We start from the raw sequence: 22,010 nt of genomic DNA on the forward strand, positions 1-22,010 counted from the left end.
CCAGGGGAGACGATTTACGATGCTGGGCGCCCTGGGTCAGATCCTGATCTATATCGTGCCGTTCCTGCTGGTGCTGACCTTCATCGTCACCATCCATGAACTGGGCCATTTCCTGGTCGCCCGCGCCTTCGGCGTGAAGGTGGATCGGTTCGCCATCGGCTTCGGCCGGGCGATCTTCAGCCGCACCGACCGCCACGGGATCGAATGGCGGCTGGGTTGGATGCCGCTCGGCGGCTACGTCAAATTCTCCGGCGATCTGGATGCATCCAGCGTGCCCGATCAGGCTGGGCTGGCCGAACTGCGCCAACGCCTGGTCGCCCAGGGCGGTGCGGGGGCCGAACGCGACTACTTTCATTTCAAACCCGTCTGGCAGCGCGCCCTGATCGTCGTCGCCGGCCCGGCGGCCAACTTCATCCTGGCGATTTCGATCTTCGCCCTGGTCTTCATGACCATCGGCACGCAGATCCGGCCGGCGCGGGTGGCCCAGATTCAGGCCGGTTCCCCCGCCGCCGCCGCCGGGTTCCGGGTCGGCGACTTGATCACCGGGGTCAACGGCCGCACAGTGCGGGACGGGGGAGAGGTGACCCAGACGGTCATGCTGTCCACCGGCGACCCGGTTCGCTTCACCGTCGAGCGCGGCGCGCAGACGGTGGAACTGGTGGCGGTGCCGGAGCGCCGGGAAGAAAACGATCCGATCGCCGGCCGCATCAAGGTGGGTCGGATCGGCCTGGGGCTGGGCGCCAGCCGGGCCGATGTCCGCCATATCCGCTATGGGCCGCTCGAGGCCGTGACCGAGGGGGTGCGTCAGACCGGCGAAATCATCGGCTCGACCCTGACCTATCTGGGGCGGCTGGTCACGGGGCGGGAGTCGGGCGATCAATTCAGCGGACCGCTGGGGATCGCCAAGGCGACCGGCGCCCTGACCACGGCGGCGGTGGAGGCCGATCCCGCGCCTCAGGCAATGGCGCTCAACCTCCTTCTCACCCTGACAAGCTTCGCCGCCATACTTTCGATCGGAATCGGATTTCTAAATCTTTTGCCCATTCCGGTTCTGGACGGCGGCCACCTGCTTTTCTACGGCTATGAAGCCGTGGCGCGGCGACCCGTGGCGGCGCGGTATCAGGAGATGGGCTATCGCGCAGGTCTTGCGCTTCTGGCGGGATTTATGTTGTTCGCGACGTGGAACGACCTACAGAAGCTCAACCTCTTCCAATTCCTCGGCGGGCTCGTCTCGTGAGCCGACGCCAGCCCCCGATGGTTTTCAGAATGAACGACATGAAATCTCGCGCCGCCGTCCGACTGAGCGCCCGATCCAGCCTCCTGGCGCTGGCCGTGGCCGCGGGCTTTTCCGCTCCCGCCCTGGCTCAGTCGGCTCCGGCGCCCGCTGCCGAGGGCGCGGCCCCGCAACAGCCGCCGCGCGTCGAGGTCGCAGCGCCCCAGGCCCTGACCGTCAATCGGATCATCGTCCAGGGCGCCCAGCGGATCGACCAGACCACGGTCCTGTCCTATCTGCCGATCCGCCCCGGCGACACCGTTGACGCCGCCGTGCTGGACGTGGCCGTGCGCACCCTGTCGCGGACCGGCCTGTTCGCCGACGTGCAGTTGGGCGTGCAGAACGGCGATCTGATCGTTCAGATCGTCGAAAACCCGATCATCAACCAGGTGGTGTTCGAAGGGAACAGCGCCGTCTCTCAGGACAAGCTGACCAAGGAGGTCACCCTCCAGCCGCGCGGCATCTACACCCGCGCCAAGGTGCAGGAGGACGTCGGCTCCATCGTCGAGCTCTACCGCCTGCAAGGCCGGATTTCGGCGACGGTGACGCCCAAGCTGGTGCAGTTGGAGCAGAACCGCGTCGATGTGATCTTTGAGATCAACGAAGGGCCGCAGACCGGCATCAGCGCCATCAACGTCCTGGGTAACAAGGCCTTTTCGGACAACGACGTCCGCGACGTCATGGTGACAGAGCGGTCGCAGTGGTGGAAGTTCTTCTCCAACAACGACAATTACGATCCCAACCGGCTGGAGTACGACCAGGAGCAGCTGCGCAAGTTCTACACCAACCGCGGCTATTACGACTTCCGCATCATTTCGTCGGTTGCGGAACTTCAGCCGGATAATCAGGCCTTCCAGATCACCCTGACGCTGAACGAAGGTGACAAGTACAACTTCGGCAAGATCGACGTGGTCACTCAGAACGACCGCCTCAACGCCCAGTTCCTGAAGGCCCTGGTCCCGATCCGCGAAGGCCAGCTGTACGAAAGCGACAAGATCGAACAGGCGGTCGACGCCTTGACCTTCGCCGCCGGCTCTGCGGGCTATGCGTTCGTCGAGATCAATCCGACGTACCGCGCCAATCCCGACACCGATACGGTCGACGTCACCTTCAACGTCTCAGAAGGCCAGCGGGTCTACATCGACCGCATCAATGTGGTCGGCAACACCCGCACTATCGATCCCGTCATCCGGCGCGAGCTGATGCTGACCGAAGGCGACGCCTTCAACCGCGCCCTGATGGAACGGTCGCGCAACAATCTGCGCGCGCTGGGCTTCTTCAAGGACGTGACGATCGAAGAGACCCGCGGCAGCGCCCCGGACCGGAGCATCGTCAACGTCAACGTCCAGGAACAGCCCACCGGCGAACTTTCGGTCGGGGCCGGCTTCAGCTCGGTCGATTCCTTTACGGTGAACCTGGGCATTTCAGAGCGGAACTTCCGCGGTCGGGGCCAGAACGTCGTCGCCCGGCTGGAGTGGGGTTCGCTGCGTCAACAGGTCGATTTCCGCTTCACCGAGCCTAAATTCCTGGGTCGCGACCTGCGCGCGGGCTGGGACCTGTTCCACTCGCGCTATGACCTCAGCGAATACTCCTCCTACGACTACCGGTCGACCGGCGGCGGCCTGCGGCTGACCTATCCGCTGAACGGCAATATGTGGCTCAGCACCCGCTACTTCCTGAAGTCCGACGAAATCATCGTCCCGACCGGCTATTGCAACACCAGCGGCAGCGGCTCGTCGGCCCTGTGCGACCAGGTCGGCAGCTACATCAACTCGTCTGCGGGCTATACGCTTCAGATGAACTACACCAACGATCCGATCCGGCCGACGCGCGGCTGGTCCGGCTCCTTGCGTCAGGACTTCGCGGGCCTGGGCGGCGACGTCAACTATGTGAAGACCGAGGCGGACGCCGCCTGGTACTACGGCATCACCCCGCGCTGGATCGTCAGCCTTCAAGGCTCCACCGGCTATGTCAGCGGCTGGAACGGCGACCCGATCCGCATCAACGATCGCTTCTTCAAGGGCGGCAACAGCTTCCGCGGCTTCGAAACCGCCGGCATGGGGCCGCGCGACCTGGACACCACCGACGCCCTGGGGGGCAACTTCTACGCCATCGGCACCGTCGAACTGACCGTGCCCAACTATCTGCCCGAACAGTACGGCATCAAGACCTCGCTGTTCGCCGACGTCGGCACCCTGGGAGTTCTGGATGACCGTTATAAGCTGACCTCGACCGGTACGGTCGACACCACCATCGCCGACGAGCTGTCGCTGCGGGCTTCCGCCGGCGTCAGCATCCACTGGAAGTCGCCGATGGGCCCGATCCGGTTCGACATCTCAAAGGTCCTGTCCAAGGAAGACTACGACAAGACGGAATCCTTCCGCTTCTCGACCTCCACCCAATTCTAAGGAAGCGACGCAAAAAAGCGTTCGCAGAGGAATACCCATGAAAGCTCTGATCATCGCCGCCACGGCCGCCGCCTCGCTGGTCGCCACCGCCGCCTCGGCCCAGACGGCCGCGCCGGCCAACCCCGGTCCGGTCATTCCGGGCGTCTGCGTCTATTACAACGCCCGCCTGCTGGCCCAGTCGGCCGCCGGTCAGGCGGTCGAGGCCCGCATGCAGCAACTGGCCCAGGAGGTTCAGGGCGAGCTTCAGCCCTATGCCACCGCCATCCAGTCGGAAGCCCAGCAACTGCAAACCTCGGGGGCTAGCCTGCCCGCGGACCAACTGCAACAGCGCCGTCAGGCCCTGCAGCAGCGCGCCCAGGAGGCCCAACAGCTGGAAGCCACCCGCGAGAACGAGCTGCGCTACACCCTGGCCATGCAGCGCCAGGCCATCACCGAGGCTGTGTCGCCGATCCTGACCGCCCTCTATCAGGAAAAGGGCTGCGGCCTGCTGTTGGACCGCGAGAGCGTCTTCATGATGAACCCGGCCATGGACCTGACCGACGCGGCGATCCAGCGGCTGAACACGGCCCTGCCGACCCTGTCGTTCAACCGCATGCCGGTGCCGGCGCAGCAGCCGCAACAGCCGGCCGCCGCCAACTAAGGCCCTCATGCCCGATTCCCGCTTCTTCCAAACCCTTTCGCCCCTGTCCGTCGTCGAACTGGCGGCCAAGACCGGGGGTGAGGCGGTCCGGGGCGGGGACCGGATGATCGGTTCCGTCGCGCCCCTGTCCTCTGCGGACGGGGGCGCGATCGCGTTTATGGGCGACCGCAAGTTCGTGGCGGCCCTGGCGGCGACACAGGCGGGCTGCGTCATCGTGCCGGAACAGGCGGTGGGCTCGGTTCCGGCCGAGGCGGCGGTGATCGTCTCGCGCACGCCCCAGGCCTCCTGGGCCATGGCCTCGGCCCTGCTGCACCGCCCGTTGAGCCTGGACCGCGCCATCGCCCCGTCTGAGGCGTCCGAGGACGACAGCGTGGTGATCGAACCCGGCGCGGTTCTGGGCGAGGGCGTCCGCATCGGCCGCGGCACGCGCATCGGCGCCAATACGGTGATCGGTCCGGGCGTCCAGATCGGGCGCGACTGCGTGATCGGTTCGAACGTCACCGTCGGCTTCGCCCTGATCGGCGACCGTGTGAAGCTCTATGCCGGCGCGCGCATCGGCGAGGCGGGCTTCGGCGCCACCGGCACGGCGGCCGGCGCCATGGACATTCCCCAGCTGGGCCGCGTGATCTTGCAGGACGGCGTGACGGTCGGCGCCAACAGCTGCATCGACCGCGGCGCCTATGACGACACCGTCATCGGCGAGAACACCAAGATCGATAATCTGGTCATGGTGGGCCATAACTGCGTCATCGGCCGCAACAATCTGATGGCGGCCAATACGGGGATCTCCGGCTCCGTGACCAGCGGCGACAATGTCATCTTCGGTGGCAAGGCGGGGATCGGCGACCATCTGACGATCGGCGAAGGCGCGCGGGTGGCGGCTGGCGCGGGGGTCCTGGCCGACATTCCGGCGGGCGAGACCTGGTCCGGCTATCCGGCCCGCCCGATCCGACAGTTCTTGCGTGAAACCGTCTGGCTCGCCAAACAGGCGTCTTCAAAGAAGGCCCCAAGGGAATCATAGGGATGAGTGAAGACGGCAAGATCGACTACGCCGAGGTGATGCGGCGGCTGCCGCACCGTTATCCCTTCCTGCTGGTGGACAAGGCCGAGGAATTTGTCCCCGCGACTTCCATCGTGGGGATCAAGAACGTCACCCACAACGAGCCCTTCTTCCCCGGCCATTTCCCGATCGATCCGGTCATGCCGGGCGTGCTGATCGTCGAAGCCATGGCGCAGACCGGCGCCTTGCTGATGTCCAAGACCCTGGACGTCGCCGTGGCGGACAAGGTCATCATGTTCATGTCGATCGACGGCGTGCGTTTCCGCAAGCCGGCGCGGCCCGGCGATCAGCTGCGCATGCAGGTCAAGGTGATCAAGGCGCGCGGCGACGCCTACAAGTTCCGCGGCGAAACCTTCATCGACGGCAAGCTGGCGGCCGAGGCCGAGTTCATGGCCATGGTGGTGACGGTGCCCACGCCGGCGACGGAGCCCGCCGCCTGATGGCCATCCACCCCACCGCCCTGATCGACGCCACGGCGACCCTGGCCGAAGGGGTCGAGGTCGGCCCCTGGTGCACGGTCGGACCGAATGTCTCCCTGGCCGAGGGCGTGCGCCTGGTCAGCCATGTGGTGGTCCAGCAGGACACGACGGTCGGGGCTGGAACAGTGATCCATCCCTTCGCCGTCATCGGCGGCGATCCGCAGCACAACGGCTACAAGGGCGAGCCGGTGCGGCTGGAGATCGGCGAGAACAATCTGATCCGCGAGCACTGCACCTTCAACCGGGGCACGCCCCAGGGAACGGGCGTGACCGTCGTCGGCTCCAACAATCTGTTCATGACCGGCGCCCATATCGGCCATGACTGCGTGGTCGGCAGCAACCTGGTCATGGCCAACAACGCCACCCTGGGCGGTCACGCCCAGGTCGGCGACAAGGTCTTCCTGGGTGGACTGTGCGCCGTCCACCAGAACGGGCGCGTGGGGCAGGGAGCGATCATCGGCGGTCTGGCCGCCGTGACCCGCGACGTCATCCCTTACGGTTCGGCCTGGGGCAATCATGCGCGGCTGCGGGGGCTGAACCTGATCGGGCTGAAGCGCAAGGGCTACGGCAAATCCCAGATACGAAGATTGCTGGCCGCCTATCGCGACCTGTTCGAAGGCGAGGGTGAGTTCGCCGGAAGGGTCGACGCCGTCGCCGGCCAATACGCCGATCTGCCCGAGATATTGGAGATCATCGCCTTCATCCGCGACGGGGGGCGGCGGCCTCTGTGTCTTCCGAACGCGGAATGATCGGCGCCGGAAAGCTGGGCCTGATCGCCGGCGGCGGCGATCTTCCGGCGGCCGTGGCGGCCCGATGCGACCTCGAGGGACGGCCGGTCTTCGTCATCCGTCTGGCGGGCTTCGCCGATCCGCACTTGGGCCGCTGGCCCGGCGCCGAGTTCGGCATGGCCCAGATCGGGGCGATATTGAAGGCTCTGAAGGCTGAAGGCTGCACCAGCGTCTGTCTTGCCGGCATCGTCAATCGACCCGATTTCAAGACCTTGAAGCCCGATCTGAAGGGCGCATCTCTGCTGCCGGGCATCGTCGCGGCGGCGACCAAGGGCGATGACGCCCTGCTGAGGAAGATTCTGTCCATCTTCGAGGCCGAAGGATTTACGGTTGAAGGCGCCGACGACATCCTGGGCGGCGAGACCCTGGCAGGCGGAGCGCTGGGGGCGGTCGTCCCGACCTCGCAGCAGATGGACGATCTGAGAAAGGCGCTTCACGTCGCCGAAAAGTCCGGCGAACTGGATATCGGCCAGGGTGCGGTCGTCTGTGACGGCCTGGTCCTGGCGGTCGAGGCGCAGGAAGGCACCGACGCTATGTTGCGCCGCGTGGCGGACCTGCCCGCCGATCTCCGCGGCGCTCCGGCCTCGCCCAGGGGCGCCTTGGCCAAGGCGCCCAAGCCGATCCAGGACCTGCGCGTGGACATGCCGGTGATCGGACCGCGCACGGTGGAGCTGGCGGCGGCGGCAGGGCTGGCGGGGATCGCCGGCGTCGCCGGGCGGTTGATCCTGATCGACCGGTCCGCGATCGTGGCGGCGGCGGATCGGTTGGGCCTGTTCGTCTGGGGTGAAACGCGATGAGCCGTCCGTTGAAGATCATGCTGGTGGCGGCCGAGGCGTCGGGCGACGCCTTGGGCGCCGGCCTGGCGCGGGCTTTGAGAGTGCGGCTGGGTCAGGGGGTTAGCTTCGTCGGCATCGGCGGCCCGCGCATGGCGGCCGAGGGCGTCGTCAGTCCCTTCGACATCGCCGAACTGTCGATTCTGGGCTGGATCGAAGGTCTGCGCGCCTACCGGACGGTGCGCCGTCGCGTGGCGGAGACGGCCGCCCTGGCGGCGCGTGAACAGCCGGACGCGGTGGTTCTGATCGACAGCTGGGGCTTCACCATTCGGGTCGCAGAGGCGATCCGCGCCGCGCGGCCGGACGTGCCCTTGATCAAATACGTCGGGCCCCAGGTCTGGGCGTCTCGTCCTGGTCGGGCCAGGACCCTGGCGCGGGCCGTGGATCATCTGCTGGCCCTCTACAGCTTCGACGCGCCCTGGTTCGAGCGTGAAGGTCTGCCGACGACGGTGGTCGGCTCGTCCGCCCTGCACGTCGACATGGGCGGGGCCGACGGCGCCGCCTTTCGCGCCCGGCGCGGCGTCACGCCAGACGCCAAGCTGCTGCTGATCCTGCCGGGCAGCCGACCGGCTGAAATCGCGCGGATGACTCCGGTTTATGAGGCGACCGTCAAGCGGTTGAAGGCCCAGGATCCAGGCCTGGAAGTCGCGGTGGTCGCGGCGGGGACGGTGTCAAAGGACGTGGTCGGGCGCGTATCCGCCTGGCCTTTCCGCGTCCATGTCGTCGATGAGGCCGAAAAGTACGACGCCATGCGGGCGGCGACGGCGGCCCTGGCGACCAGCGGCACCGTCTCGACCGAACTGGCCCTGGCGGGGGCGCCGATGGTGATCGCCTATAAGATCGGGGGGGTAAGCTATCAACTGATGAAGCGGCTGGTGACGGCCGAACACATCACCCTGTTCAACATCGCCGCCGGCGCACGGATCGCCCCGGAGTTCATCCAGGGCGAGGCGTCTGCGGAAAATCTGGCGGCGGCCGTCGGGCGGCTGTTGAACGATCCCGAGGCTGCGGCCGAGCAGGCAAGGCGTCAGACGGCGGCGCTGGACCTGATGGGGCGGGGCGGGCCGGATCCCTCGACCCTGGCCGCCGAGGCCGTGTTGCGGGTCATCGAGGCCAAGGCGGCTGGATAGGCGGCTCCATCCCTGTCTCAGACAAAGAAAAACGCCGGGGCCTGCGCCCCGGCGTTCTGCATTTCAGGCCTGTGGCGCTTGATCAGCCGCGCTGTTCGATCGGCACGTAATCGCGCTGCGTCGGGCCGGTGTACAGCTGACGCGGGCGGCCGATCTTCTGCGACGGATCGGCCATCATTTCCTGCCACTGGGCGATCCAGCCCACAGTGCGGGCCAGGGCGAACAGGACGGTGAACATGGTGGTGGGGAAGCCCATGGCCGACAGGGTGATGCCCGAATAGAAGTCGACGTTCGGGAAAAGCTTGCGCGAGGTGAAATATTCGTCGTTCAGCGCGACCTTTTCCAGCTCCTTGGCGACCTGGAACAGGGGGTCGTTTTCGCGGCCCGTGGCGGCCAGAACCTCATAGGCCGACTGCTGCATCACCTTGGCGCGCGGGTCGTAGTTCTTATAGACCCGGTGGCCGAAGCCCATCAGCTTGTATTTGCGGTCCTTCACGCCCTGGATGAACTCGGGGATCTTGTCGGGGGTGCCGATCTCCTTGAGCATGTTCAGCGCCTCTTCATTGGCGCCGCCGTGCGACGGGCCCCACAGGCAGGCGATGCCGGCGGCGATACAGGCGAACGGATTGGCGCCCGACGAACCGGCCAGGCGGACGGTCGAGGTCGAGGCGTTCTGCTCGTGGTCGGCGTGCAGGGTGAAGATGCGGTCCATGGCGCGCACCAGGGCCGGATCGACGTGATAGTCCTCGGCCGGCACGGCGAAGCACATCCGCAGGAAGTTTTCGGCGTAGGACAGGTCGTTGCGCGGCGAGATGAAGGGCTGGCCGACATGATATTTGTAGGCGCGGGCCGCGATCGTCGGCATCTTGGCGATCAAACGGATGGCCGAGATATCGCGCTGGACCGGATCATGGATGTCCAGGCTGTCGTGATAGAAGGCCGACAGGGCGCCGACCGTGCCGACCATGATCGCCATCGGGTGGGCGTCGCGGCGGAAGCCCTCGAAGAAGCGGTCGAACTGGGCGTGCAGCATCGTGTGCATGGTGATGCTGTCTTCGAACTTCTCGTACTGAGCCGCCGTCGGCAGTTCGCCGTGCAGCAGAAGGTGGCAGACCTCGATGAAGTTCGACTGGGCCGCGAGCTGGTCGATCGGATAGCCCCGGTGCAGCAGGACGCCGGCGTCGCCGTCGATATAGGTCAGGCCTGACTCGCAGGAGGCGGTCGAGGTGAAGCCCGGATCGAAGGTGAAAGCGCCCGTTCCGCCATAGAGCTTGCGGATGTCGATAACGTCCGGACCGGTCGAACCCGACAGAACGGGCAGATCGACGCTCTTGCCCTCGAAGGAGAGCGTGGCGGTTTTGGCTTGGTCAGTCATCAATGCCCCTTTGCATTTGGACGTCCGATCGCGGGGAGGCGCCGGGCGCTCTTAGGTTTGTGGTTGATCACTTAGTCTGTTGCAGCGCATCATCCAAGCGTCCGAGACTTTCGTCGCGCCCAAGAGCGGACAAAGTTCGTGCGATATCGGGTGAAGTTGACCCTGCGGTAAGGGCCGCCCGCATGGGCGGACCGATCTTGCCGAAGCCGACCTGTTCGGATTCGGCGAAGCTTTTCAGCTCGGCTTCCAGGGCGAAGACGTCCCAGGACTGGAACAGGGCCAGCCGATCGCGCAGGCGCGCCAGGCGGTCCAGGGTTTCGCCGGACAGCAGGGCGCGGCCCTTGTCGTCGATGTCCAGGGGACGTGTCTTGAGCACGAATTCGGTCTGGTCGGCCAACTCCAGTACGGTCTTGGCGCGGTCCTTCACGAACGGCATGGCGCGCTGGAGCCGGGCCTCGTCGGCCTCGGCCAGGCTGCGACCCCGGGCGAGGTGGACGTCCAGCGTCAGCTTGGCCAGGCGTTCGTCGTCGGCGAGCCGCAGCCAATGCGAATTGACGTGGGCCAGCTTGTCGAAGTCCAGCCGCGCCGGCGCCTTGCCGATGCCGGCCAGATCGAACCATTCGATCGCCTGGGCGTCGCTGAACAGTTCGTCGTCGCCGTGACCCCAGCCGAGGCGCGCCAGATAGTTGCGCATGGCCTCGGGCAGATAGCCCATTTCGGCGTATTCGTGGACGGCCTGGGCGCCGTGCCGCTTCGACAGCTTGGCCCCGTCCGGCCCGTGGATCAGGGGGATATGGGCGAAGGTCGGTCGGGTCCAGCCGAGGGCGTCATAGATCAGGCTCTGGCGGGCGGCGTTATTCAGATGGTCATCGCCGCGGATGACGTGGGTCACCCCCATGTCGTGGTCATCGACAACGACCGCGAGATTATAGGTCGGCGCCCCGTCCGAGCGCAGCAGGACCAGATCGTCGAGGTCGTCGGTCGACCAGCTGACCGAACCCTGGACCTCGTCCGCGACGGTGACGGTCGCGGACTGGGGGCGACGGAAGCGGACGACGTGCGGCTGGGCCAGGTCGTCGACGGTCGGGGTGCGGTCGCGCCAGGGCGATTCAAAGGTGCGACGCTCGGCCTTGGCGGCGTCGCGCAGACGTCCGGTTTCCTCGGCCGTGGTGAAATCGCGATAGGCGTGGCCGGTCTCCAGCAGTTGATCGACGACTTCGCGATGGCGGTCGGCGCGGCTGAACTGGAACACCGGCTCTTCGTCGGCGAACAGCTCCAGCCAGCTCAGGCCGTCGAAGATGGCCTGGACGGCCTCCTCGGTCGACCGTTCGCGATCCGTGTCTTCGACCCGGATCAGGAAGCGTCCCGCGTGTCTCTTGGCGTACAGCCAGTTGAACAAGGCGGTTCTCGCCCCGCCGATATGCAGATAGCCTGTCGGCGAGGGGGCGAAGCGGGTGACGACAGTCGAAGAAGGCAAGGTCATGGGGGAAGGGTCCGTAAGCGAGGCCCTTATACGCCCCGAGACGACAAAGCCTACCCCCGGCGCGCGTTTGCGGGCCTGGCTGGCCGACGAGGTCAAGGCGCAGGCGCTGAGATGGCGGCTTTGGGCGCCGGTGGCCTTCGGCGGCGGCGCCGCCTGCTATTTCGCCCTGAGGACAGAGCCGAGCCTGTGGCCTCTGGTGATCACGGCGGCGGCGGCTGTCGCGGCATGGCTGGCGGCGCGGCGGCGCGGCTTGAGGCGGCGTCTTACCTGGCCGCTGATGATTCTGGCCTGCCTGACCTGCGGCCTGGCGGCGGCGAAGATTCGCACCGAAAGCGTGGCCGTCCCGATCGCGCCGGCCCTGCCCGAGGGGGTGGTGATCGAGGCCTGGGTCGTCGATGTCGACAGCCCTGGCGAGAACGGCGCGCGGATCGTGGCGGCCCCGGTCTGGATCCGAGGCCTGAGCCCGGAGGAGACCCCGGTTAGGCTGCGGGTCACGGTGAGGGGCGAGCCGCCGAGGCCCGGCGAGGCGATCCGACTGTTCGCCATTCTCAATCCGCCCCCTGCGCCCGCCAGTCCCGGCGCCTATGACTTCGGTCGCAACGCCTTTTTCGAGGGCTTGGGCGGCGTGGCCTTCGCTCTGGGAGAGACACGGCGGATCGATCTGCCGCCGGCGCCGTGGCGGCTTCGACTGGCCATGGCGGTGAATGGGGCGCGCTATGCCCTGGCGGAGCGGATCGTGGCGCGGCTGGGGCAGCGGACCGGCGGGATCGCGGCGGCCATGACCACCAGCCACGAGGCCTGGATCAGCCAGGACGACATGGATGTGATGCGGGAATCCGGCCTGGCGCACATTTTGTCGGTCTCGGGCCTGCACATGGCCATCGTCGGCGGATTTGTCTTCTTCGCCGTGCGGTTGGGCGTGGCGGCCTGGCCCTGGCTGGCCTTGCGCGTTCCCGGCAAGAAGGTCGCCGCCGCGGCGGGCCTGACGGCTGTGGGGGTTTATCTGGTGATTTCCGGCGCCCCGCCGCCGGCGGAGCGGGCGGCCATTACCGCCTCCATCGCCTTTGCGGCCATCTTGCTGGACCGGCAGGCCGTGACCATGCACGGGCTGGCCGTGGCCGCCTTCGCCGTCCTGGCGATCCAGCCCGAGGCCATCGTGACGCCGGGGTTCCAGATGTCGTTCGCGGCGACGGCGGCCCTGGTGGCCCTGGTCGAAATCTGGCCCAAGCGGACCCGAGAGATCTCGGCGCCCTGGCCCATTGTGGCGGTCCAGAGGTTCGGCGGTTGGCTGACGGCGGCGGTGGCGGCCAGCGTCGTGGCGGGGCTGGCGACGGGACCCTTCGCCATGCAGCATTTCAACCGGACGGCCATGTATGGGCTGCTGGCCAATCTGGCGACGGCGCCGGTGGCGGACTTCGTCCTTATGCCCGCCCTCGCGTTGGGCGCGGCCTTGGAGCCCGTGGGCCTGGGCGGCCCGTTCCTGGCGGTGGCGGGGTGGGGCGTCGATCTGACGCTGGCGATCGGCGGCTGGACGGCCGGCTTGCCGGGCGCGGTGCGGACGGTGGCCAGCGCGCCGGACCCTGTGCTGCCCGTGGCCTTTCTAGGCGTGCTGTTCGTCTGCCTCTGGCAGGGGCGGCTGCGGTGGCTGGGCCTGCCCCTGGCGGCGGCGGTGCTGGTCTGGCCGCGCGCGCCGACGCCGGACGTCTGGATCGGCGACGGCGGGACCAATGCGGCCTTTCATCGGGAGGGCGAGGCGATCGTCGTCCGGCCCGGCGTGCGTGAGTTTGCGACGGACCTGTGGTCCCGGCGGCGCGGTCTGATCTTGGCGGACCGCCCCGAGGCCGGCTGGGCCTGCGACCGCGCTTCATGCCGTCCCGAACTCACTGGGGCGGGGCCGGTCGCCCTGTGGTGGGGCAGGCGGACGCCGGACATGCAGCAGATGGACGCCCTGTGCCTTGCGGCCCCGGTCGTCAGCGTGCGGGCGGTGGTTCACGCCCTGCCGCCCTCATGCGACGGGCGGCTGGTTCTGGACGGGGCGGATTTCGCACGCGGCGGGGCGGTGGAGCTGTGGCGCGACGGAGCGGACCGCTGGAAGGCGGTGTGGACGGCCACGTGCGCGGAGATCGACCCTGGGCGCGCCGGCCGGATCCGGCTGTCAGTGATAGCGGCGCATGAGGCCGACCAGCTTGCCCTGAACCTCCACCTGGTCGGGACCGAAGATGCGGGTCTCATAGTTGCGGTTGGCGGGCTCCAGGGCGATGGAGCCGCCCTTGCGGCGCAGACGCTTCAGCGTGGCCTCTTCGCCCTCGACCAGGGCCACGACGATCTCGCCGTTGTTGGCGGTGTCGCCGCGCCGGATGACCACCAGGTCGCCGTTCAGAATGCCGGCCTCGATCATGGAGTCGCCCTCGATTTCGAGGATGTAGTGATCGCCCTTGCCCAGCATGGATTCCGGCACCGGCAGCCGCTCCTGTTCGTGCTGGATGGCGGCTATGGGGGTGCCGGCGGCGATCTTGCCCAAGAGCGGCAGTTCGCGGGTGTCGTTGGCGGCTGAGGCCGCAGCGACGGGACGCGCGCCGCCGCCGCCTTCGATGACATCGGGCTTGAACCCGGCCCGGCCGCGCGGAGCGCCGGCTGTGGCCTGTTCAGGCAGTTTGGTCACTTCCAGGGCGCGGGCGCGGTGGGCGAGGCGGCGGATGAAGCCGCGCTCCTCCAGCGCCGTGATCAGCCGGTGAATGCCCGACTTGGACGCCAGATCCAGCGCCTCCTTCATCTCGTCGAACGAGGGGGAGACGCCGGTCTCCTGAATCCGTTCGTGGATGAACATCAGCAGTTCGTGCTGTTTGCGCGTGAGCATCGCCGGCCCCTCATGCGCCCGACCGACGAATCGGAACGGGCCGTGAACATTGACGATGTTCTGTAAGTGTTCCTTCCTAATGTCAACTTAACGGCGTCGCTTCACCACGCGCGTCGAGTTGAATCAAGCGGCCAGCAGCTTGCGCGTCGCTTCCTCGACGTCGGCCTGACGCATCAGGCTCTCGCCGACCAGAATGGCCTGGGCGTGGGCGGCGGAGACGCGCGCGACGTCGTCGGGGGTGAAGATGCCGCTCTCGGCGACCAGGAGGGCGCGCACGGGGCTGAGCATCGCCAGGCGTTCGGTCGTTTCCAGGTCGACTTCGAACGTTCGCAGCGACCGGTTGTTGATCCCCACCAGATCGCCCCCGAGAGCGCAGGCGCGCGCCATTTCGGCCTCGTCGTGGGTTTCGATCAGGGCGTCCATGCCGAAACGCTCGGCCTCGGCCAGCAGTTCGGCGGCCAGCCGATCGTCGATCATGGCCAGGATGATCAGGATGCAGTCGGCGCCGAGCGCCCGGCTCTCGGCGACCTGCCAGGGATCGACCAGGAAGTCCTTGCGCAGGCAGGGCAGGGCGGTCGCCGCACGGGCCTGGCCCAGATAGGCGTCGTCGCCCTGGAAGCTGGGGCCGTCGGTCAGGACCGAGAGGCAGGACGCGCCGCCGGCCTCATAGGCCTTGGCGAGGGCCGGGGGATCGAAGTCGGGACGGATCAACCCCTTGGACGGGCTGGCCTTCTTGATCTCGGCGATCAGGGCGGGGCGGCCGGTGTCCTCGACCGTTCGATCCAGGGCGGCGCGGAAGCCGCGCGGGGCCGAGGCGGCCTGGGCCAGGGTCTCGATCGCGTCCTGAGAGGTCGCGGCCTTGCGGGCGGCGACGTCCTCGCGCTTGTAGGCGGCGATACGGTCCAGAACGTCGGTCATGGGGCGTCCTCCGTCTCCAGCGGGGTCGAGGTGATGCGGGCCAGCCGCTCCAGGGCCTGGGCGGCCCGGCCGTCGTCGACGGCGGCGGCGGCGAGGGCGGCGCCTTCCGACAGGTCCGCCGCCCGATCCGCGACCACGAGGGCGGCGGCGGCGTTCAGCAGGACGATGTCGCGGTAAGGGCCGGTCTGGCCCGCCAGCAGGGCGCGAAGGGCGGCGGCGTTCTCCTCGGCGTCGCCGCCGCGGATGGCGTCGATGGAGGCGCGGGGCAGGCCGGCGTCCTCGGGCGTGACCTGGAAGCGACGGACGGCGCCGTCCTTCCACTCCGCCACTTCGGTCGGGCCGGAGGTCGCCAGTTCGTCCAGGCCCTGGCCATGGACGGTCCAAGCGCGGGTCGCGCCCAGCCGGCCCAGCACCTCGACCAGGGGCTCGAGCAGGCGGGGGTCATAGACGCCCATGACCTGGCGTTTCGCCTGGGCCGGGTTGGACAGGGGGCCCAGCAGATTGAAGACGGTGCGGAAACCGATCTCGGCCCGGACGGGGCCTACATGGCGCATGGCGCCGTGATAGGCGGGGGCGAACAGGAAGCAGATGCTGGCCTCGTCCAGCGCCTTGCGCTGCTGGGCCGGGCTGGCGGCCAGATTGACGCCCAGGATCGACAGGACGTCGGACGAGCCGGATTTCGAGGACATGGCCCGGTTGCCGTGCTTGGCGACCTTCAGGCCCGCGCCGGCCAGGACCAGGGCGGCGGCCGTGGAGATGTTGTAGGTGTGCTGGCCGTCGCCGCCGGTGCCGCAGGTGTCGATCACCTCGTAGGGATGATCCAGCGTCAGGGCGGCCTCGCGCATGGCCTGGGCGAAGGCGGCGATCTCGTCCACGGTCTCCCCCCGAATGCGCAGGGCGGTCACGGCGGCCGCGACCTGGGACGGGGTCGGTTCGCCGCGCAGGCAGGCGGCGAAGAAGTCGTGCGCCTGTTCGGACGTCAGGGGGTGGCCCTCGACCAGTCGGGCGAGGATCGGCTTGAAACCATCGGCCATGGTCAGGCGGCCATGATCAGGCGGCCGCGAGGCGCTTCACGCCGGCGATCTGAAGGAAGTTGGCCAGCATGTCGTGGCCATGTTCAGTGGCGATGGATTCCGGATGGAACTGAACGCCATGGATCGGGCGGCTGCGGTGCTGGAGCCCCATGATCTCGCCGTCGGCGGTCCAGGCGGTCACCTCGAGACAGTCGGGCAGGGTTTCGCGCTTCACGGCCAGGGAATGATAGCGGGTGGCGGTGAAGGGCGAGGGCAGGCCGGTGAAGACGCTCTTGCCGTCGTGATGGATCGGCGAGGTCTTGCCGTGCATCAGGGTCTTGGCGCGGATCACGTCGCCGCCGAAGGCCTGGCCTATGGCCTGGTGACCCAGGCAGACGCCCAGGATGGGCATGGAGGGCGGCGCGCTCTCGATTAGAGGCAGGCAGACGCCCGCCTGGTCCGGCGCGCAGGGGCCGGGGGACAGCAGGACGGCGGCGGGGTTCAGCGCCCAGGCCTCGTCCGCCGTCAGGTCGTCGTTGCGCACCACATGGGTCGGCGCGCCCAACTCCGCGAGGTAGTGGACGAGGTTGTAGGTAAAGCTGTCGTAGTTATCGACGACGAGGATCATGATCAGGCTTCTAGGCGTGACAGGCGTCCGCGCCAAGCATATGCGTCGCTAAAGCGCATCTTAACGGTCATGGGGGCAGGTGGAGGGGTGAAACTCGCTGCCGAACAAGAGATCGCCGACAAGATCGCCGCTGCAAAGGCGAAGCTGGTCGTGGCCGAACCCAAGCCGATCAGCCCCTATGCGGCCCTGGGCGCCGCCGCCCTGGCCGCCACGGCCGCCGTGGTCATGGCCGGTGTCGTGGTGCTGGGGCCGGGCGTCCGATTCGACGAACCCCCGGCGACCTACGCGCCCTAGCGATTGCCGGTGCGGAAACGCCAGGCCTCCTCGGCGGCCCGCATGGGGGCGCGGGCCTTGTGCCGGGTCTCGGCGTATTCGGCCGCAGGATCGCTGTCGGCGACCACGCCGGCGCCGGCCTGGACGAAGATCTGATCATCAGCAAACAGGGCGGTGCGCAGGGTGATGCAGATGTCCGCCTCGCCCCCGGCCGAGATATAGCCGACGCCGCCGCCGTAGCCGACGCCGCGCTTTTCGGCTTCCAGCTCGTCGATGATCTCCATCGCCCGGACCTTGGGCGCGCCCGACAGGGTGCCGGCGGGAAGGGCCGCCAGCAGGGTGTCGACGGCGTCCAGTTTCGGATCGGCCTTGCCGCGCACATTGGAGACGATGTGCATGACCTGGCTGTAGCGTTCGACGACGAAGCTTTCGGTCACCTCGACCGTGCCCGGCGCGGCGACGCGGCCGACGTCGTTGCGGCCCAGGTCCAGCAGCATCAGATGTTCGGCCCGCTCCTTGGGATCGGCCAGCAGTTCGGCCTCCAAAGCCTTGTCCGCCTCGGGCGTGGCGCCGCGCATCCGGGTGCCCGCCAGCGGTCGAATGGTGACCTGGCCGTCCTTCAGCCGGACCAGGATCTCCGGGCTGGACCCGGCCAGCTGGAAGCCTTCGAAGTTCAGATAGAAGAGATAGGGCGACGGGTTCTGGCGACGCAGGGAGCGGTAGAAGGCGAACGAATCTTCGGTCCAGGGCGCCGAGAAACGGTGGCTGAGCACGACCTGAAAGATGTCGCCGGCGGCGATATAGTCCTTGGCCCGGGCCACCATCTGGCCGAAACCGGCCTCGTCCACGGGCGAGGCGAAGGTCGGGGCGGGCGTGGGCTGCGGCGCGGCGCGCACCGGCAAGGGCTCGCGCAGGCCCGTCTCGAAAGCGTCCAGCCTGGCGACGGCGGCGTCGAAGGCTTGCCGCGCGTCGCCGCCCGTGTCGGGATAGGCGGCGGAGACCAGGATGATCTCCTGGCCGACGGAATCGAAGATCGCCACCAGCGACGGTCGGGTCAGGACCGCATCGGGCAGGTTCAGCGGGTCGGGATTGGGTTCGCCCAGCGGCTCGAGCAGGCGCACCATGTCATAGCCGAAGACGCCGAACAGGCCGGCCGCCATCGGCGGCAGACCGTCGGGCAGGTCGAACTTGGAGGCGGCGATCAGGGCGCGCAGCGACTGAAGCGTGGGCAGGGGCTCGGGAATGAAGCGGCCTTCGGCGACGGCTGGACCGCGCGCCAGTTCCGCCGCGTTCGACCGACAGCGCCAGACCACGTCCGGGTCCAGGGTCAGGATCGAATAGCGGCCCTTGACGGCGCCGCCCTCGACCGATTCCAGCAAGCAGGCGTAAGGCCGGTGGAGCCCCAGCTTCAGATAGGCCGAAACCGGGGTCTCCAGGTCGTCGATCACCCGACGCACGATCACCTGGGGCCGACCGGCCGAGAGGCCGGCGGCGAAGGCGTCGAAATCGGGCCCGCTGTCCGCCTGCGTCATTGCGCCGGAGCGGCGGGCGCGGTCGGTTCGGCCGACAGGCCCAGGGCCTGACGCGCCAGGCCGACGTCATGCTTGGCCTTGGAGCGTTTGGCCGCCGCCGCCATCTCGGTCTGAACCATGGCCTGGACGATCTCCTGGGTGATGCGCGGGCGGGCCTGTTCGGCGAGCGGACCGGCGACCGCTGGATTGGCGGCGTGGATGTCATCGACCCGGCCGATCAGGACGCCGCCCTGTCCCGGTTGGGAGAAGACCTGGCCCTTGGACTGGCCGAACAGACCTTGCAGCACGCCCTGACCCAGGGCCTCCTGGGTGGCCTGATCACGGACGACGCCGGTGCGGACGGTCAGGGGGGCGTTGACGGAACGGGCCACGGCGGCGATGTCCTGGCCTTGGCGCACGCGACCGGCCAGCTCCTCGGCCTTGGCGGCGAGGCGACGCGAAATCTCACGCTGTCTCCACTGGGCGGCCAGGGGCTCGCGCACCTCGGCCAGGGTCGGCAGGGCCGAGGGACGGATGTCGTTCAGCCGGACCGCGAAATACTGGCCCTGGCCGGCGTCCACCACATCGCTCTCGCCGCCCTTGGTCAGGGACCAGGCCGTTTCGAACAGCTGCGGCGGGGCGTTCAGCGGCTGGCCGTTCGGCAGTTTGCCGTCCTGGGTGAAGGGGGGCAGGTCGACGATCCGCGCCCCGGCTTCACGCGCGGCGTCGGCCAGGCTCTTGCCGGCGGTTCGGGCGGTTTCGTACTTTTCGACCTTGGCGTAGGTCTGGCCCTTGATGTCCTCGGCGCGCAGTTCCTGAATGATCTGCTCGCGCGAACCCTCGAGGCTGGCGGGCTGACCGGGCTGGACCGCCGTCAGCTTGGCGACGGCGAAGCCGACGCCCGCCTGGACCGGGTCCGACACCTGGCCGGGCTGAAGGCCGAACACGGCCGCGGCCGTGGCGGCGTCGCCGACGGCGGAGCGAGGCGTGGCGTTGAACTCGGCCGGCTGGATGCTGTTGGCGCGGCCGACGTCTGCGGGCGACTGACCGGCGCGCAGGGCGGCGGCGATCTTCTGGGCCGCGTCGCGGCTGGGCGCCGTCAGGGTGACGAAGGTGCGTGTCTCGGGCTTGCCCAGGCTGTCCTTCTTGAATTCGAACCGCTCGCGGATCCGCTCTTCCGACACGGCCGGGGCGGCGCCGGGCTCCGGCGAGAACAGGACGACGGAGGCCATGCGGAACTCCGGCGCGCGCAGCCGGGCGGCGTTCTCCTGGATGAAGGCGTTCAACTGGGCGTCGGTCGGGGCGGGGATGTCGCCGGCCATGGCCGGGGTGATTTCGAACCAGCGGCCGTCGCGGCTCTCGAAGGCGGCGCCGGCCAACAGGGCGCCGTAGATCCGGGGCGCACGGGCGCCGGCGAAGACGGCGGCGTTGAAATGTTCGGTCGCATACTGGTCGCGCAGGTCCTGTTCCAGCATTGCGGGGGTCAGGTTCTGCTGGGCCAGGGCGCTCTCATAGGCCTTCTGGTCGAACTGGCCCGTGACCGAGTTGAAGAAGGCCGGGATCTGGCGGATCTGTTTGACGATCAACTCCTTGCCGGGGCGGATGCCCGCCTTCCACGCCCAGTTGAGGAAGCCCAGCTGTTCGGTCTGGCTTTCCAGAAAGCGGACATGGATGTTTTCGGCGATCAGGTCCTCGTTCGTCACCGGACGACCGGCCTGCTGCTGAATGTTCTCGCGCACCCGTCCGAAGGCGGCCGAGAACTCGGCCTCGTTCATCGAACGGTCGCCGGCGTCGATGACGTGTTTCGGTCCCAGGTTGGCGAAGACGTCCATGCGCGCCCCCACGATCACGAAGCTGATCGCGATCAGGACGAGCAGGGCGGCGGCCCATTTGGAGCGCGAGAAGGCGCGGAAGGCGGTGATCATTCGTGGACCCGGAGACTTGCCGACGATGGCTTCGCTTCGGCGTATAGTCGGCCCGGGCGGGCCGCCGCAAGAACGGCTTGATGTCCAGATTGGGGCGCCCCTCTTGGCGCGGCGGTTTTCGCCCCCTAGACAGGGGCGATGAAACAATCCGTGAAGTTGATCGTCGGCAATTGGAAGATGCACGGCCTGACGGCCGCCCTGTCCGAAGCCGAGGCGCTGAAGACCGCCCTCTCCGCCACGCCGACCGAGGCCCGCGTGGCCCTGTGCCCTCCCGCCACCCTGGTTCATCAGATGAGCGCGGTTCTGAGCGGAAGCGCGATCGAGACCGGCGGGCAGGACTGTCATGACAAGCCGTCGGGCGCCTTCACCGGCTCGATCTCGGCGGAAATGCTGGCGGATGCGGGGGCCGGGCTGGTGATCCTGGGCCATTCCGAACGCCGGGCCGCCTTTGGAGAGACCGACGCCCAGGTGGCGGACAAGGTTCAGGCCGCCGTTGCGGCGGGACTGGAGCCGATCGTCTGCGTCGGCGAAACGCTGGAACAGAGACAGGCCGGCCAGGCCGTCGCGGTCGTCAGCGCCCAGGTGGCGGGCTCTCTGCCCCACGGACTGGCGGAGCGGACGTTTGCGGTGGCGTATGAGCCGGTCTGGGCGATCGGCAGCGGCCTGACCCCGAGCCTCGAACAGATCGCCGAGGTCCATGCGGCGATCCGCAGCGCCCTGATCGACCGGCTGGGCGAGGCGGCGCGTCGGGTCCCGATCCTGTACGGCGGCTCGGTCAAGCCGGACAATGCGGCCGATATTCTGGCGACGGCGGAGGTCGGCGGGGCCCTGGTCGGGGGCGCCTCGCTGAGGGCCGAGGACTTTCTTCCGATCATCCGCGCGGCCTGAACGACGCGGCAGGGCGGTCGGGCGCGGCTATAGGTTTGCCCCTGGGCGGCATCGGTGATAGAGGCCGCCGCTTGATCGGCGCAGCTCCGCGCCCACATGAATGACGCCATGCTCCAGACCATCCTGCTCGTCGCCATCATCCTGGTCGCCGTCTCCTTGACGGGCGTCGTTCTGCTGCAACGCTCGGAAGGCGGCGCCCTGGGCATGGGCGGCGGACCTTCGGGCTTCATGACCGCGCGCGGCGCGGGCAATCTGCTGACCAAGGTGACCTGGGTTCTGGCCGCCCTGCTGTTCGGCCTGACCATCATCCTGACCGTGGTCGGCAATATGGACCGCGCCTCCACCTCGGTGATCGACGCCGACGCCGTGGGCTCCCTGGCCACGACGCCCCGGCCCCAGCAACAACAGCCCGCCCAAGCCCAGCCGGCCGCCCCCGCCCAACCGTCGGCCCCGTCGCTGGACGATCTGGAAGCCAGCCTGCCGTCGGCGGCGCCGGCGCAGCAGCCGGCCCCCACCCCGGCCCAGTAA

At 68.2% G+C, this 22,010-nt stretch carries 19 protein-coding genes and 1 pseudogene; 12 read left to right on the top strand and 8 right to left on the bottom strand.

The window, feature by feature from the left end:
* Positions 1-19 precede the first annotated feature (19 nt).
* From JL11_RS10110 to lpxB, 8 genes are read left to right on the top strand one after another with little or no spacing between them, the layout of a single operon-like run.
* Entirely contained in the window at positions 20-1,237 is a 1,218-nt protein-coding gene (locus JL11_RS10110) for a M50 family metallopeptidase (RefSeq protein WP_054765560.1), read from the top strand.
* Between the two features lie 29 nt (positions 1,238-1,266).
* Positions 1,267-3,681 (top strand): outer membrane protein assembly factor BamA, encoded by a 2,415-nt coding sequence (gene bamA / locus JL11_RS10115; protein WP_054765561.1) that lies wholly within the window; start codon positions 1,267-1,269, stop codon positions 3,679-3,681.
* Between the two features lie 37 nt (positions 3,682-3,718).
* On the top strand, positions 3,719-4,321 hold the full coding sequence (locus tag JL11_RS10120) for an OmpH family outer membrane protein (protein ID WP_054765562.1): 603 nt from the start codon (positions 3,719-3,721) through the stop codon (positions 4,319-4,321).
* Between the two features lie 7 nt (positions 4,322-4,328).
* A complete protein-coding gene (lpxD, locus tag JL11_RS10125) occupies positions 4,329-5,342 on the top strand; it encodes a UDP-3-O-(3-hydroxymyristoyl)glucosamine N-acyltransferase (protein ID WP_054765563.1) in 1,014 nt (337 codons plus the stop codon).
* A gap of 2 nt (positions 5,343-5,344) precedes the next feature.
* Positions 5,345-5,821: a 3-hydroxyacyl-ACP dehydratase FabZ gene (gene fabZ, locus JL11_RS10130; protein WP_054765564.1), complete on the top strand. Its 477-nt coding sequence runs from the start codon at positions 5,345-5,347 to the stop codon at positions 5,819-5,821.
* The gene (lpxA, locus tag JL11_RS10135) at positions 5,821-6,609 is read left to right on the top strand and encodes an acyl-ACP--UDP-N-acetylglucosamine O-acyltransferase (protein ID WP_054765565.1); all 789 of its coding nucleotides are present in this window, start codon (positions 5,821-5,823) and stop codon (positions 6,607-6,609) included. Before fabZ ends, lpxA begins: the two co-directional genes overlap by 1 nt.
* Positions 6,606-7,445 carry a UDP-2,3-diacylglucosamine diphosphatase gene (gene lpxI, locus JL11_RS10140; protein WP_054765566.1) on the top strand — a complete coding sequence of 280 codons (840 nt, stop codon included), beginning with the start codon at positions 6,606-6,608 and terminating at the stop codon, positions 7,443-7,445. The genes lpxA and lpxI overlap by 4 nt, the downstream gene beginning before the upstream one ends.
* Positions 7,442-8,611, top strand: a complete 1,170-nt coding sequence (gene lpxB / locus JL11_RS10145; RefSeq protein ID WP_054765567.1) for a lipid-A-disaccharide synthase — start codon at positions 7,442-7,444, stop codon at positions 8,609-8,611. The genes lpxI and lpxB overlap by 4 nt, the downstream gene beginning before the upstream one ends.
* Positions 8,612-8,693: 82 nt before the next feature.
* On the opposite strand, the gene gltA is transcribed toward lpxB, so the two are convergent.
* Positions 8,694-9,986: a citrate synthase gene (gltA, locus tag JL11_RS10150; protein WP_054765568.1), complete on the bottom strand. Its 1,293-nt coding sequence runs from the start codon at positions 9,984-9,986 to the stop codon at positions 8,694-8,696.
* A gap of 67 nt (positions 9,987-10,053) precedes the next feature.
* Positions 10,054-11,469, bottom strand: coding sequence for a glutamate--tRNA ligase (gene gltX, locus JL11_RS10155; protein ID WP_054765569.1), 1,416 nt, complete (start codon positions 11,467-11,469; stop codon positions 10,054-10,056).
* On the opposite strand from gltX, the pseudogene JL11_RS10160 reads away from it, so the two are divergent.
* A pseudogene (locus JL11_RS10160) lies at positions 11,468-13,042 on the top strand (ComEC/Rec2 family competence protein); the annotation flags it as partial. The gene gltX and the pseudogene JL11_RS10160 sit on opposite strands and share 2 nt — an antisense overlap.
* Before the next feature lie 582 nt (positions 13,043-13,624).
* Here JL11_RS10160 and lexA read toward each other — a convergent pair.
* From lexA to JL11_RS10180, 4 genes are all read right to left on the bottom strand, one after another.
* Positions 13,625-14,326, bottom strand: coding sequence for a transcriptional repressor LexA (gene lexA, locus JL11_RS10165; protein WP_054765570.1), 702 nt, complete (start codon positions 14,324-14,326; stop codon positions 13,625-13,627).
* A 123-nt stretch (positions 14,327-14,449) separates the two neighbouring features.
* Complete coding sequence (gene trpC, locus JL11_RS10170; RefSeq protein WP_054765571.1) at positions 14,450-15,244, bottom strand: indole-3-glycerol phosphate synthase TrpC; 795 nt, start codon at positions 15,242-15,244, stop codon at positions 14,450-14,452.
* Positions 15,241-16,278 carry an anthranilate phosphoribosyltransferase gene (gene trpD, locus JL11_RS10175; RefSeq protein ID WP_054765572.1) on the bottom strand — a complete coding sequence of 346 codons (1,038 nt, stop codon included), beginning with the start codon at positions 16,276-16,278 and terminating at the stop codon, positions 15,241-15,243. The genes trpC and trpD overlap by 4 nt, the downstream gene beginning before the upstream one ends.
* Before the next feature lie 16 nt (positions 16,279-16,294).
* Positions 16,295-16,885, bottom strand: a complete 591-nt coding sequence (locus JL11_RS10180) for an anthranilate synthase component II (protein WP_054765573.1) — start codon at positions 16,883-16,885, stop codon at positions 16,295-16,297.
* 87 nt (positions 16,886-16,972) lie between these two features.
* Between JL11_RS10180 and JL11_RS10185 the strand changes: the two genes are divergently transcribed.
* The gene (locus JL11_RS10185) at positions 16,973-17,179 is read left to right on the top strand and encodes a hypothetical protein (RefSeq protein ID WP_054765574.1); all 207 of its coding nucleotides are present in this window, start codon (positions 16,973-16,975) and stop codon (positions 17,177-17,179) included.
* Here JL11_RS10185 and trpE read toward each other — a convergent pair.
* Both trpE and JL11_RS10195 read right to left on the bottom strand, forming a co-directional pair.
* Entirely contained in the window at positions 17,176-18,690 is a 1,515-nt protein-coding gene (gene trpE, locus JL11_RS10190) for an anthranilate synthase component I (RefSeq protein ID WP_054765575.1), read from the bottom strand. The two genes, JL11_RS10185 and trpE, sit on opposite strands and share 4 nt — an antisense overlap.
* Entirely contained in the window at positions 18,687-20,594 is a 1,908-nt protein-coding gene (locus tag JL11_RS10195) for a peptidylprolyl isomerase (protein ID WP_054765576.1), read from the bottom strand. The genes trpE and JL11_RS10195 overlap by 4 nt, the downstream gene beginning before the upstream one ends.
* 138 nt (positions 20,595-20,732) lie before the next feature.
* On the opposite strand from JL11_RS10195, the gene tpiA reads away from it, so the two are divergent.
* Positions 20,733-21,482 carry a triose-phosphate isomerase gene (gene tpiA / locus JL11_RS10200; RefSeq protein WP_054765577.1) on the top strand — a complete coding sequence of 250 codons (750 nt, stop codon included), beginning with the start codon at positions 20,733-20,735 and terminating at the stop codon, positions 21,480-21,482.
* Between the two features lie 108 nt (positions 21,483-21,590).
* Positions 21,591-22,010 (top strand): preprotein translocase subunit SecG, encoded by a 420-nt coding sequence (gene secG / locus JL11_RS10205; protein WP_370513356.1) that lies wholly within the window; start codon positions 21,591-21,593, stop codon positions 22,008-22,010.

Source organism: Brevundimonas sp. DS20, assembly GCF_001310255.1.
Classification (GTDB): Bacteria; Pseudomonadota; Alphaproteobacteria; order Caulobacterales; family Caulobacteraceae; genus Brevundimonas; species Brevundimonas aurantiaca.